The sequence below is a fragment of the Chitinimonas viridis genome (assembly GCF_030409555.1).
Classification (GTDB): domain Bacteria; phylum Pseudomonadota; class Gammaproteobacteria; order Burkholderiales; family Chitinimonadaceae; genus Chitinimonas; species Chitinimonas viridis.
Window position 1 is genome coordinate 65245 of the sequence record NZ_JAUFPU010000004.1, and the last position, 12724, is coordinate 77968.

Sequence of the window (12724 nt, forward strand, 5' to 3'; positions counted from 1 at the left end):
GGGCAACGGCATGGAAGCCAAGATGGTAGCGCAAGGCATGGGCCAGGGGCAGATTAACTGCGCCGGGATATCCACGCATCGGCAACACCGCGCGCCGCAGCATCTGCAGCAATCAGGCCATCCAGCGTATTGGCGTCAAAATCCGGGCTTACCTGCTGCATGACCTGCTCATTCAGGCGAGCAATATCGGCAAAACCCAGCGTACCCGCCAGGAAAGCCGCCACCGCAACCTCATTGGCCGCATTCAGCACAGCCGGTGCCGCGCCCGCCATACGCAACGCCTCGAACGCCAGCGCCAGGCATGGAAACCGGGCCGTATCCGGCTGCTCAAAATCCAGCCTGGCAATCTGGAACAAATCCAGCGCCGCCACGCCCGCATCGATACGCTCCGGCCAGGCAAGGCCATAGGCGATGGGCGTACGCATATCGGGATTGCCCAATTGCGCCAGCACCGATCCATCGACGTACTCAACCATGGAATGGATGACGCTCTGTGGATGCACCACGACCGAGATACGCTCAGGCGGCAGGTTGAACAACCAGCGCGCCTCGATGACTTCCAGCCCTTTATTCATCAAGCTGGCCGAGTCTACCGATATCTTGCGGCCCATGCTCCAGTTGGGATGCTTGACTGCCTGCTCCGGCGTCACGACAGCTAACTGCTCGGTACTGAAGTGCCGGAACGGGCCACCGGATGCCGTCAACAGTATGCGCCTGACGCCCTGCCCTGCCTGATCGGAAAAAGGCTGCGGCAGGCACTGGTAGATAGCGTTGTGCTCACTGTCTATGGGTAACAGCGTGGCACCGCCCTCCCGTGCCGCATCCATGAACAGGCGCCCGGCCATGACCAGGGTTTCCTTGTTGGCCAGCAGCACACGCTTGCCCTGGCGTGCCGCTGCCAGGGTCGGGCGCATGCCCGCAGCACCAACGATGGCCGCCATCACCGCATCGACCTCAGGCAAGGTGGCAATGTGTTCCAGCGCCTCCATGCCCGCCATGACCTCGATATCGCTCAAGCCGGCAGCCACCAGCTTGGTACGCAGCTCGGCCACTCTGTCAACCGTCGCCAGCACGGCATAGCGCGGCTTGTGCAACAGGCATTGCTCAACCAGCTTGTCGACCTGGCCGTTGCCGCTCAAGGCCACGACACGGTACTTATCGGGGTGGCGGGCAATCACATCCAGCGTATTGACGCCAATGCTGCCGGTAGAACCCAGAACGGTAATGGAACATTTTGGCATGATGCTCAAGCCATCCATAAGGCGTAGCCAAACAACAGGGCACTGGCTACCGGAATCAATGCCAGCAGGCTATCTATGCGATCCAGCACACCGCCATGGCCGGGCAGCAGATTGCTGCTGTCCTTGAAGCCCACCTGGCGCTTGAGCAGGGACTCAAACAGGTCGCCCACCACGCTTACTGCGGTCAAGGCCCATACCAGAGGCAGCAAGGCCGTGAGGGGTATCTTGGCAAACAGTGGCGCACCCGCAAAATGCAAAGCCAGCGCATAGAGCGTAACGCCTACCAGGGCACCATACACCCCTTCCCAGCTCTTGCCGGGACTGATGCTGGGCGCCAGCTTGCGCTTGCCGAAAGCGCGGCCAGAAAAATAGGCGGCCACATCAGCCACCCAGGCTATGGCCAACAGGAACAATAAAGCCCAGGCGCCATCCTGCATCTCACGGAAACGGGTCACGCCTACCAGCGAAGCCAGCAGCAATAGCCAGCCTATCAGTGCGGACAACCATTTGCGCCTGAGCGTCCACTTATGGCGCAACCACATCGGCACCACCAGCAACCAGAACACCAGGGCCAGCACATCAACGATGGGCGCCCAAACACGAGCCAGCGGCAAATACAGCCAGGCTGCGCCCAGGCCCACAAAGCCCAGGATAAAGCAGACCATCTCGTCGCGCCGATAGCTGGCGAAGCGTGACCATTCCCAGGCCCCCAAGGACAGCGCAAACAGGGCAAACAGCCCCCACCCCCAGGCCGGCGCAAAGAACAGGCAACCCAGCACCAGCGGCAATAGGGCCAGCGCGGTCAGGATACGGGTCTTCAGCATGCCGAGCCCTTCAGTTGCTCGCTGGTACGGCCAAAGCGCCGCTCACGATTACGGTAGGATGAAATGGCAGATTCGAGCGCCGCCCGGTCAAAATCCGGCCAGTAAGCGTCGGTGAAATACAGTTCGGTATAGGCCAGTTGCCAGAGCAGGAAATTCGATACCCGCGCCTCCCCACCCGTGCGAATGAAGAGATCGGGCTCGGGTGCATAGGCCATGGCCAGGAAAGGCGCGAGATCCGCCTCGTCCAACTCGCCGCCAGCCAGTTCGGGCCGCGCCTTCAGCATGGCCTGGGTGGCCTGCAAGATGTCCCACCGACCGCCATAGTCGGCCGCAATGGTCAGCGTCAGGCCGGTGTTGGTGGCGGTGCGTGCTTCTGCCGCCTCGATGGAGCGGACAATCTCGGCAGAAAAGCGATCACGCCGCCCTATCAACTTGAGCCGTATGCCGTTCTTGTCCAGCTTGGCGACCTCGCGCTCCAACGCCGCCAGGAACAAGCCCATCAGGAACGACACCTCCTCGACCGGACGGCGCCAGTTCTCGCTGGAAAAAGCAAACAGGGTGAGATATCCCACCCCCAGCTCGGAGCAGGCCTTGACCGCCTCGCGCACGGTCTCGACACCCTGCTTGTGCCCTGCCACCCGTGGCAGGAAACGCTGCTTGGCCCAGCGGCCATTGCCATCCATGATGATGGCAACGTGGCTGGGCACGGCAGCAACAGCAGGTACTTCGCGGGTAGAGCTTTGAAAGAGCTTCACGACCTTATACCGTCAGCAGCTCTTTTTCCTTGTCGGCGAGCTGCTTGTCGATATCGGCGATGTATTTGTCAGTCAGCTTCTGCACATCGTCGGTACCACGTCGCTCGTCATCTTCCGAAATCAGCTTGTCCTTGACGGCCTTCTTCAGCTGCTCGTTGGCGTCGCGCCGCAGGTTACGCACAGCCACCCTGCTGTCCTCTGCCTCACCGCGCACGACCTTGATCAGATCACGCCGGCGCTCTTCAGTCAGCGCAGGCATCGGCACACGTACCACGTCACCCATGGAGGCCGGGTTCAAACCCAGGTCAGAGTCACGGATCGCCTTCTCAATGGCGGCCGCCATCTTTTTTTCAAATGGCGACACCGACAAGGTACGGGCATCCATCAGGCCTACACTGGCCACCTGGTTGATGGGGGTGGGGTTGCCGTAGTAGTCCACGGTGATATGGTCCAGCAGGCCAGCGTGGGCCCGACCAGTACGCACCTTGGCCAGATTGTTCTTCAGATTTTCCACCGACTTCTGCATCTTGGCTTCGGTGTTCTTTTTCACGTCGGCGATCATGTTTCTCGCTCCTGTGTTGCTTAGGTTGTCTTGGATAAAAAGCGCCGGTCGTATGACCCGCGCAGGGATTCTTTGCCACAAGGTCAGCCACGGTACCGCGACAAATGCGATGTCCGTATGCCAAGGTGCGGAGGTGGGGAAATACGGAGCAATCAGGGACGGGCCCAATTGTCACCTCCGGCAGAACCCGACGGGTCCTGCCTGGCGCGACGGGTGGCATGCCTATCAGTGCGGCAGCAGATCAGCAGTGTACCAGCGTACCCTCGTCTTCTCCCAGCACCACGCGCTTGAGCGCACCGGCCTTGAAGATGCTGAATACGCGGATATTCATGTTCTGGTCACGACACAGCGCCAGCGCCGTCGCATCCATCACCTTGAGGTTCTTGCTGATGGCCTCGTCAAAAGTCAGGGCCGAGTAACGCACCGCATCCGGATTTTTCTTCGGATCATCGGTATAAACACCATCAACCTTGGTGGCCTTGAGCACGATATCGGCATTCATTTCCATGCCACGCAGGGCCGCGGCCGTATCAGTGGTAAAGAAGGGGTTGCCGGTGCCCGCGCCAAAAATCACCACCTTGCCTTCCTCCAGATACTGAATGGCCTTGGGGCGTATATAGGGCTCAGCCACCTGCTGTATGGTCAGCGCCGATTGCACACGGCTGACCAGACCCTGCTGGCGCATGGCATCCTGCAGTGCCATGGCATTCATCACCGTGGCCAACATGCCCATATAGTCGGCCGTTGCGCGATCCATGCCGGCGGCAGCTGGCGCCACGCCACGGAAGATATTGCCGCCGCCTATCACCACGGCTACCTGTATGCCCAGCTCAGCCACTTCCTTGATCTCGGCAACAATGCGCTCGACGGTAATCCGGTTGATCCCATAACTGTCCTCGCCCATCAGCGCTTCACCCGAGAGTTTGAGGAGGATGCGTTTATAGATGGGGGACTGGCTCATGGGCTCACCTTTTATGATGTGGAGAAATCGCTTCTTTGTAGCAGCCGCACGGCAAAAAGTTCGCACAATGCGTACGCTACTTGCAAAACAACCGCCCGGGTCACCCCGGACGGTTGTCTGATACTACGGGTACAGCTTAAACCTTGGCGGCAGCGGCAACTTCGGCAGCGAAGTCGACAACCTTCTTCTCAATGCCTTCACCCACAACATACATGGTGAACGCGGTCACGCTGGCATTGTTGGCCTTCAGCAGTTGCTCGACCGACAGCTTGTCGTCCTTGACGAAGGGCTGGCTCAGCAGAGTGACATCCTTCAGGAACTTCTGCACGGTGCCTTCGGCGATCTTTTCCAGCATGGCTTCCGGCTTGCCGGCTTCCTTGGCGCGCTCGATGGCAACGCGACGCTCGGTAGCGATCAGCTCGGCATCAACGCCCGAGGCATCCAGCGACTTCGGCTTGCAAGCAGCGATATGCATGGCAATGTCCTTGCCCAGCACGGCGTCGCCACCGGTCATATCGACCACAACACCGATCTTGGAGCCGTGCAGATAAGTAGCCAGCTGACCCTGGGTCTCAAAACGCACGAAGCGGCGAACGTTGATGTTCTCACCCAGCTTGGCGATGATGGCCTTGCGCAGCTCTTCCACGGTCTCGCCCGAAGCGGTCTTGACCGCACCCAGGGCTTCCACGTCGGCAGGGTTGCCCGCAACGATGGCTTCTGCAGCTGCCTGAGCGAATGCCAGGAAACCCGCATCCTTGCCAACGAAGTCGGTTTCACAGTTCACTTCGGCCAGGGCGCCGATATTGCCCTGCACGAAAGCAGCCACGGTGCCTTCAGCAGCGGTACGACCAGCAACCTTGGAAGCCTTGTTGCCGCTCTTGATGCGCAGCGCTTCTTCAGCTGCCTTCAGGTCGCCATCAGCTTCAACCAGTGCCTTCTTGCAATCCATCATGCCCAGGCCGGTCATTTCGCGCAGCTCGGCAACCATCTTTGCGGTGATTTCCGCCATGTTGGTACTCCTTGATCGTTCGATATTCGGTATTGATTTAACAAAAAGGGGCTTGTATGCCCCTTTTTGCTGACTTCATGTGACAGAGCGATTAAGCAGCTTGTGCTTCGCTACCGGCGGCAATGATTTCCTGAATGGCCAGGGCACGGCCTTCGAGGATGGCATCAGCCACGCCACGGGCATACAAACGAATCGCACGGGCGGAGTCATCGTTACCCGGGATCACGTAATCAATGCCTTCAGGCGAGTTGTTGGTATCGACCACGCCGATGACGGGGATGCCCAGCTTCTGGGCTTCCACGATGGCGCCCTTCTGGTAGCCAACGTCGATCACAAAGATGGCATCTGGCAGACCGTTCATGTCCTTGATACCACCCAGCGAGGTTTCCAGCTTCTCGACTTCGCGCTGCAGCATCAGCTGCTCTTTCTTGGAGTAACCGTTGTTGGCATCAGCCAGGGTCACTTGCAGCTCGTTCAGGCGCTTGATGGATTGCTTGACCGTCTTGTAGTTGGTCAGCATACCGCCCAGCCAGCGGTGATCAACGAACGGGGTACCAGCACGCAGGGCTTCTTCGCGAACGATCTCGCGAGCCTGACGCTTGGTACCGACGAACATGATCGAACCCTTGTTGGCGGTGAGGCGACGCACGTAGGCCAGTGCGTTTTCGAACATCGGCAACGTCTTTTCGAGGTTGACGATATGAATCTTGTTGCGGTGACCGAAGATGAACGGAGCCATCTTGGGGTTCCAGTAACGGGTCTGGTGGCCGAAGTGAACACCGGCTTCCAGCATTTCGCGCATGCTGACGGACATAGGGTAACTCCAATGCAAGGGTTATGGACTTACCGCCCGCGACCGACACATCGTCCTGAGACGGATGCACCCTGGCTTGCGCGGACGGGTAAATTCTCTTCCCGGATTTGGGAAGCCAGCGATTATAGACACAAAACCCTGTTTCCCTCAAGCCGCACCGGCATTTACTCCCACCAGCCACGCTCCAGACACCTTGAACACCTGCCTGGTTAAATGGCGCTGCACGGCATTCAGGGCCGACAATACTCGGCTCCCGCCGCCTCACACACCCTGGCTGCCCGCGCGGCCAGCGCCTGCGCCGTTGGGTCGGCGCGCAGAGCCGCCAGTTCAGCCAAGGCCCGCAGATCAGCAGCGATGCCGCCAGGGCGGGCCAGTTGCTTGTCCAGCCGCAAAGCCGCATCCAGCGCTTGCGTAGCCGCAGGCCAATCCTGCAGGCGCATGGCCGCCTGCCCCTGCAGGCGCAGGGCATTGGCACGCTCACCGCTGGCAGGCCCGGCCATAGTGAGCGCCGCGGCAGCATATTGCCGCACCCCCAGCCAATCACCAGCAACCCAGGCAGCGCGGGCGCGTAGATTGGCCATGGCAGCCCTGAGCTCGGCATCCTGGCCGGCATCCCGCTCCGCTGCATCCAGCAAACGACCAGCCGCCGCCCAGTCTCCCTGATCGGACTTTAACAGGGCCAACTGATAACGCGCCTCAGCCTGCTGAGCCACCGGGTACACCCCTTCTTGCAACAGGCTATCGAGCAGACGCGTCGCCTCGTCCTGGCGACCCAGGCGTTGTAGCGCCTGGGCCTGGCCCAGCGCGGCAATGGCCACGCCCTGCCCGTCATCCAGGGCCAGATGTCGACGCGCCGCCTCTTGCCACAGCTGCGCAGCAACGCTCCACTTGCCTTCTCCGCTGGCACGTGCGGCTACCTGGCTGGCGGTCTCTGCCTGCTTGCGCATGGCCGGCTGCGTGGGGCCGCTGGCACAGCCGGTCAGCACCAGCGCCATGATGATCCATCCGTGTTTCATGGCGCCACCCCCTGACTATCGCTGCGTGGTGGCTGGCTCGCGGGCGGCGTGATCAGTTTGTTCAAAGGCCACGCCCCCGTTACCGCATCGATGGTTTCATTACCCTTGCGAGAGAGCTCCCGCCCTTCATGCACCAGCCCCACCGCGTCCGGCCCTATCTGTTTCACCAGCTGATTGGTGGCATTCCCCGCCGCTTCCAGATGGCCCAGGGTACGGTCAGCCTTATCCAGTAAACTAGGCATGCGCTGCTCTATCTGCTGCAACGACGCATCCGCCCGCTCCAGCGCCTGCCGCGTGGTAGCCAAGGTCGCCGGCACCTCTTTGCCGGTGAGCTGGTTGACGCTGATCAGCACCTGATCCAGGTTATTACGCGTCTCGTTCAGGCCGGCCGAGAAAGTACGCAGATTCTTCAGGGTTTGGTGCAGATCCCCCTGCGGGTCGTTCACCCGCTGAATCATGGTCTCCACCTCATTGATAACTGGCATGGCCCGATCACGCACCTCGCGCATGATCTCGTCCAGGCTCTTGGCTGGCACAAACTCCAGCTCCGCATCGCGCTCTACCGGCGGCGCGGTGGCGCTACCGATACCCACATCGATATAACCATCGCCGATCAGGCCATCCTTGGCGATGCGCCCCACCGAATCAGGCTTGATCAGGCGCAGATGCCTGTCCTCCACCAGAACCGAGATACGCACCCGGCTGACTGGCCCATTGGTATCCAGGCTCAGATCGGTCACCTCGCCTATCTTGAAGCCCGAAAACTTCACCGCCATTCCTAGCTTCAGATCATTGCCGCTGTCGCTGATGAAGCTGATCGGTGTCTTGGCCTCGAAATAGCCCTGCTTGATGGCCAGAAACAGCAGAATGGCCGCCGAGCTGATCAAGGCAGCCAGCCCAAACAAAGCCAGCTTCCAGGGTAGCGCACGAAAGCGCGGGTCATTGTCACGCAGCAGCATCAGGATGCTTCCCGGTTGTCATCATCAGTAAATCCCCAGCAGGCAGCCGGCCGGCGGCCGCCCAGCACCAGCCAGGCACTATGCGGGCAATGCTCGGCAAACAGCCCAGCCAGATTCAGCGCATCCACCTCCTCCAGCCTGCCGAACCACTCGCTCTCAGCCAGCAACAGCGCCGGCCTGGCCAATAGGGCGCGCAAGCCACAAGCTAATCGGCGCAATCTTGGCGTCAGGCTACCGGCCGGCGCAGCTGCAAAGGCCGCGCGTTCCGGCATCGACATCGCCAAACCATCCAGCAATCGCTGGAACAATGCCTCATCCGCCATGGCCGGCGTCCGCCCAAAATAACTCAGCGGCAACAGGCAGTTCTCCCATACGCGCAGATTGGCCACCAACCCGCCCTCGCCAGGCAGCCAGCCACGCGGGCCCGCCACCGTCGCTGCCGCAGTATCGAACAACAGCTCACGTTCATGCCCCGACACCGGCAACCACAGCCGCCCGCCGGGCTGGAGGCGAACTGCCCCACCCTCATATGTCAGGCTGAGCAGACTCATGCGTAATACCTCACCACAATGAATACCAGGTCCAGCGCAAACACCGTCAACAAGGCACGTATCACCGCACTGGAGGCAGCAATGGGAACATCGGTGCCGCTATGCCCCCCTGCCAGGCCGCGCGCACAGGCAACGGCGGCGATCGCCGCGCCAAACGTCACTCCCTTGGCCAGGCATTGCAACAAGGTAGCCGGCGGCAAGACCAAGGCCAGCCGCGTCAACTCCTGCAACCATCCAAAGCCCGCCACCGCGATGGCTCCAGTAACCAGCGAAGCCGCAGCGAAGTAGAAGGTCAGTACGCCACAGGCCAGCATCATGCCCAGCACCCGAGGCATGACCAGGTACAGCTGGATGCTCACCCCCATCCGGCTCAGGCTGGTCAGCTCGCCATGAAAACGCATCAGTGCCAATTCGCTGGCCATGGCGGAACTGGAACGTGCCGTCAGGAGGATGGCGGTCAGCATGGGTGCCAGCTCCCCCAAGGTAATGGTAGCCAGTAATTGCAGGCTGCCCTCACCGCTCTGGCCTATCTGGTAATGCAATTGCGCCACCACTATGCCACCCACGGCCACGCCCACAAACAGCAGCAATGGCAGCGCCTCAATACCGCAGAAGTACAATTGCTTCATCAAAACCCGCCGCACCGGCCAATAGCGCAATGCCGGCAAGCCGCGCAGGCTGGCCCAGAGCAGGCCCGCGCTACTCATGCCACACCTCGTGGAACACGGTGGGCTATCGGATATATTGAAACAATCAATTTAATTCCTTTGCGATGCCGGACTTATACTATCGCCCAATTGTGACCGGCCACAGCCAGCCACGCCAGCTTTCCCAGTATCCAAACAAAAAGGAACCCGCCATGTCCAGTACCAAGCACAGCAGCCTGCTGATTCTCGGCTCCGGCCCCGCCGGCTACACCGCCGCCGTCTACGCCGCACGCGCCAACCGCAAGCCGCTGCTGGTAACTGGCCTGGCCCAGGGCGGTCAACTGATGACCACCACGGATGTGGACAACTGGCCCGCCGACGCAGATGGCGTGCAAGGACCTGAGCTGATGCAGCGCTTTGAAGCACACGCACGGCGCTTTGGCACTGAGATCGTGTTTGACCATATTCATACCACCAAGCTCGACGAAAAGCCCATACGCCTGATAGGCGATGCCGGTGAATACACTTGCGACGCCCTGATCATCGCCACTGGCGCCTCTGCCCAATACCTGGGGCTCCCCAGCGAAGAGGCCTTCATGGGCAAGGGTGTATCTGGCTGCGCTACCTGTGACGGCTTTTTCTACCGCAACCAACAGGTCGCCGTAGTTGGCGGCGGCAACACTGCTGTCGAAGAAGCCTTATACCTGGCCAATATCGCCAGCCACGTCACCCTGGTACACCGCCGTGACACCTTCCGCGCCGAGAAGATCCTGATCGATCACCTGATGGAAAAAGTCGCCAGCGGCAAAATCAGCCTGCAACTGGATAGCACCCTGGACGAAGTGCTCGGTGACAACACCGGTGTCAACGGCATACGCCTCAAGTCCACCAAGGATGGCAGCACCAAGGACCTGGCCGTGACAGGCTGCTTTATCGCCATTGGCCACAAGCCCAATACCGATATCTTTGCGGGCCAGTTGGAGATGGAGAACGGTTACATCATCACCAAGGGCGGCAATCAGGGCGGTGCCACCAGTACCAGCGTAGCGGGCGTGTTCGCCGCCGGCGATGTTCAGGACCATATCTACCGCCAGGCCATCACCAGCGCAGCCACCGGCTGCCAGGCCGCGCTCGACGCCGACAAGTATCTGGACACCCTGAAGTAAGCCTCACACTAGCGAGAAGGCCGCCCGCGAGGCGGCCTTGTCGTTTGTAGCAGGTAAAATGCCGCATGGCCCGCCCCAAGACCCTACTTGCCGACCAACTCAAGCCGCTCGCCCGCACCCTCAAGGCAGCGAAAGCACGGCCTGTCGGCCAGCCTGCCAAACCGGTTGCCGATGACGAGGCAGCGCTGTTCCGCAAAGCCGTGGCGGATGTCCAACCGCTGAAGCACCCCTTGCCTTTCCCCCACCCCAGCCCTGCTGCCTCTCCCTGGCCGCAGCAACATCTGCACGACGAAGGACTGGTCATGCACGATGCCATGACGGACTTCTGGCCCTGGGACGAAATTGAAAGCGGCGAGGAGCTGCTCTACCTGCGGGCGGGCCAGAAGCTGGACACCATGAAGAAGCTACGGCGCGGTCATTGGGTAGTGCAAGCGCATCTGGATCTGCATGGCCTCAATACCGACGAGGCCCGCGCCGCCGTCGGCGCCTTTGTGCACGACTGTGTGCAGCAGGACAGGCGCTGCGTCCGCATCGTCCATGGCAAAGGTCTAGGCTCCAGGAACAAGGAGCCCGTATTGAAGAACAAGCTGCGCAACTGGCTGGTACAACGGGAGGAAGTACAGGCCTTCTGCCAGGCACGGCAAGTGGACGGCGGTGCCGGCGCCGTGATCGTACTGCTGCGCGGCCGCAAGCGCTAAGCAAACCCGTCGCCGCCCAGGCTGGGCTAGACCAACCGCAGCGCCATCACGAACAGGGCGATCACACTCAACAGCCCCACCACCCAGCTCAAGGAGCGTGCACGGGGCAAATCTGCCAGATAGCAGACGCCATGCAGAACGCGCGCCACAATAAATACCACGGCCGCAATATCCACCTGCGCCGCCGACACCCCCGCCTGCACCGCTATCAGCACGGCGACAGCGAATGCCGGCAAGGCCTCGAAGGCATTCTGATGTGCCCCTACCGCCCTGGCGGCACGCCCATCCATCTGTGCCTGTTGCAACCGGGGAGTGTGATTGTTGTAGCGCAGCTTGCTGCCATCGGGCTGGCGGCCGAATTTGGCAAAGCAGATCCACACATAGGGCAGCAATACGGCAATCAGAATGCAGCTGTAAGCCAGGGACATAGCACGCCTCTCCATGATTAATGGGCCGGATATTACGCCATGCATGGAGCGCAGTGAGTGAAACCGCTAAAATGCCATCTTTGGCTGCAAACACCTGCCTGCTGCAGCACGACTTGAGGAGAACAAGCATGTCCATGTCCGATCGCGACGGCGTCATCTGGTATGACGGCAAACTGGTGGATTGGCGCGATGCCAATACCCATGTGCTGACGCATACCCTGCACTATGGCCTTGGAGTCTTTGAGGGCGTGCGCGCCTACGAAACCAGCAAGGGCCCGGCAATCTTCCGCCTGCAGGATCATACCGACCGTCTGTTCAACTCGGCCAAGATCCTCGGCATGACCCTGCCCTACAGCAAGGATGAGATCAACGAGGCCCACAAGCAGGTGGTGCGTGAGAACAAGCTCAAGTCGTGCTATTTCCGTCCCATGGCCTTTTATGGCTCAGGCAAGCTGGGCATTGCGCCACCGCTGGGCGACGTACATGTGATCGTGGCGGCCTGGCCCTGGGGCGCCTATCTGGGTGCCGACGGCCTGGAGAAAGGCATACGGGTCAAGACCTCGTCCTTCACCCGCCATCATGTCAACGTCACCATGTGCAAGGCCAAGGCCAATGGCAACTACATGAACTCCATCCTGGCCAATACCGAAGCCGTGCGCGACGGTTACGAAGAGGCCTTGCTGCTGGACGTAGACGGCTATGTAGCCGAAGGTTCGGGCGAGAACATATTCGTCATCCGCAAGGGCAAGATCTACACGCCCGACCTGACTTCCTGTCTGGCCGGCATTACCCGCGACAGCATTTTCCAGCTGGCAGCCGAGCACGGCTACGAAGTCATTGAGAAGCGCATCACCCGCGACGAGCTCTATATCGCCGACGAAGCCTTCTTTACCGGCACGGCCGCCGAAATCACCCCCATACGCGAGCTGGATGGCCGCACCATAGGCGAAGGCAGCCGCGGGCCTATCACCACCCAGTTGCAGGCAGCCTACTTCGCGGCCGTCAAGGGCGAATCCGCCAAGCACCACGACTGGCTGAGCTGGGTCTGATCAACCACACCCGATATCCACTCCCGGCTGCCAACAGCGGCCGG

General features: G+C 60.8%; 15 protein-coding genes. 3 read left to right on the forward strand and 12 right to left on the reverse strand.

The features are described 5' to 3' along the window. Nucleotides 1-53 precede the first annotated feature (53 nt). From ispC to QWZ03_RS04425, 11 genes are all read right to left on the reverse strand, one after another. Nucleotides 54-1241: a 1-deoxy-D-xylulose-5-phosphate reductoisomerase gene (gene ispC / locus QWZ03_RS04375; protein WP_290331629.1), complete on the reverse strand. Its 1188-nt coding sequence runs from the start codon at nt 1239-1241 to the stop codon at nt 54-56. A 5-nt stretch (nt 1242-1246) separates the two neighbouring features. Then, nucleotides 1247-2065, reverse strand: coding sequence for a phosphatidate cytidylyltransferase (locus QWZ03_RS04380; RefSeq protein ID WP_290331630.1), 819 nt, complete (start codon nt 2063-2065; stop codon nt 1247-1249). Further along, nucleotides 2059-2748, reverse strand: a complete 690-nt coding sequence (uppS, locus tag QWZ03_RS04385) for a polyprenyl diphosphate synthase (protein WP_373322372.1) — start codon at nt 2746-2748, stop codon at nt 2059-2061. The genes QWZ03_RS04380 and uppS overlap by 7 nt, the downstream gene beginning before the upstream one ends. 76 nt (nt 2749-2824) lie before the next feature. Next, nucleotides 2825-3382: a ribosome recycling factor gene (gene frr, locus QWZ03_RS04390; protein ID WP_284197371.1), complete on the reverse strand. Its 558-nt coding sequence runs from the start codon at nt 3380-3382 to the stop codon at nt 2825-2827. A gap of 241 nt (nt 3383-3623) precedes the next feature. Then, entirely contained in the window at nt 3624-4343 is a 720-nt protein-coding gene (pyrH, locus tag QWZ03_RS04395) for a UMP kinase (protein ID WP_284197372.1), read from the reverse strand. Nucleotides 4344-4479: 136 nt separating this feature from the next. Then, on the reverse strand, nt 4480-5352 hold the full coding sequence (gene tsf / locus QWZ03_RS04400) for a translation elongation factor Ts (protein WP_284197373.1): 873 nt from the start codon (nt 5350-5352) through the stop codon (nt 4480-4482). Nucleotides 5353-5443: 91 nt separating this feature from the next. After that, on the reverse strand, nt 5444-6166 hold the full coding sequence (gene rpsB, locus QWZ03_RS04405; RefSeq protein WP_284197374.1) for a 30S ribosomal protein S2: 723 nt from the start codon (nt 6164-6166) through the stop codon (nt 5444-5446). A 230-nt stretch (nt 6167-6396) separates the two neighbouring features. Next, nucleotides 6397-7182: a tetratricopeptide repeat protein gene (locus QWZ03_RS04410; protein WP_290331633.1), complete on the reverse strand. Its 786-nt coding sequence runs from the start codon at nt 7180-7182 to the stop codon at nt 6397-6399. Continuing rightward, the gene (locus QWZ03_RS04415) at nt 7179-8141 is read right to left on the reverse strand and encodes an MlaD family protein (protein WP_290331634.1); all 963 of its coding nucleotides are present in this window, start codon (nt 8139-8141) and stop codon (nt 7179-7181) included. Before QWZ03_RS04415 ends, QWZ03_RS04410 begins: the two co-directional genes overlap by 4 nt. Continuing rightward, on the reverse strand, nt 8141-8692 hold the full coding sequence (locus QWZ03_RS04420; RefSeq protein ID WP_290331636.1) for a hypothetical protein: 552 nt from the start codon (nt 8690-8692) through the stop codon (nt 8141-8143). Before QWZ03_RS04420 ends, QWZ03_RS04415 begins: the two co-directional genes overlap by 1 nt. Beyond that, complete coding sequence (locus QWZ03_RS04425; protein ID WP_290331637.1) at nt 8689-9399, reverse strand: MlaE family ABC transporter permease; 711 nt, start codon at nt 9397-9399, stop codon at nt 8689-8691. Before QWZ03_RS04425 ends, QWZ03_RS04420 begins: the two co-directional genes overlap by 4 nt. A gap of 152 nt (nt 9400-9551) precedes the next feature. Here QWZ03_RS04425 and trxB point away from each other — a divergent pair, with 152 nt between their 5' ends. Then, entirely contained in the window at nt 9552-10505 is a 954-nt protein-coding gene (gene trxB / locus QWZ03_RS04430) for a thioredoxin-disulfide reductase (protein ID WP_290331638.1), read from the forward strand. A 65-nt stretch (nt 10506-10570) separates the two neighbouring features. After that, on the forward strand, nt 10571-11203 hold the full coding sequence (locus QWZ03_RS04435; protein ID WP_290331639.1) for a Smr/MutS family protein: 633 nt from the start codon (nt 10571-10573) through the stop codon (nt 11201-11203). Between the two features lie 26 nt (nt 11204-11229). Here the strand turns inward: QWZ03_RS04435 and QWZ03_RS04440 are convergent, their stop codons facing one another. Beyond that, nucleotides 11230-11631, reverse strand: a complete 402-nt coding sequence (locus tag QWZ03_RS04440; RefSeq protein WP_290331640.1) for an MAPEG family protein — start codon at nt 11629-11631, stop codon at nt 11230-11232. A 128-nt stretch (nt 11632-11759) separates the two neighbouring features. On the opposite strand from QWZ03_RS04440, the gene QWZ03_RS04445 reads away from it, so the two are divergent. Then, a complete protein-coding gene (locus QWZ03_RS04445; RefSeq protein ID WP_284197382.1) occupies nt 11760-12680 on the forward strand; it encodes a branched-chain amino acid transaminase in 921 nt (306 codons plus the stop codon). Nucleotides 12681-12724: the final 44 nt, after the last annotated feature.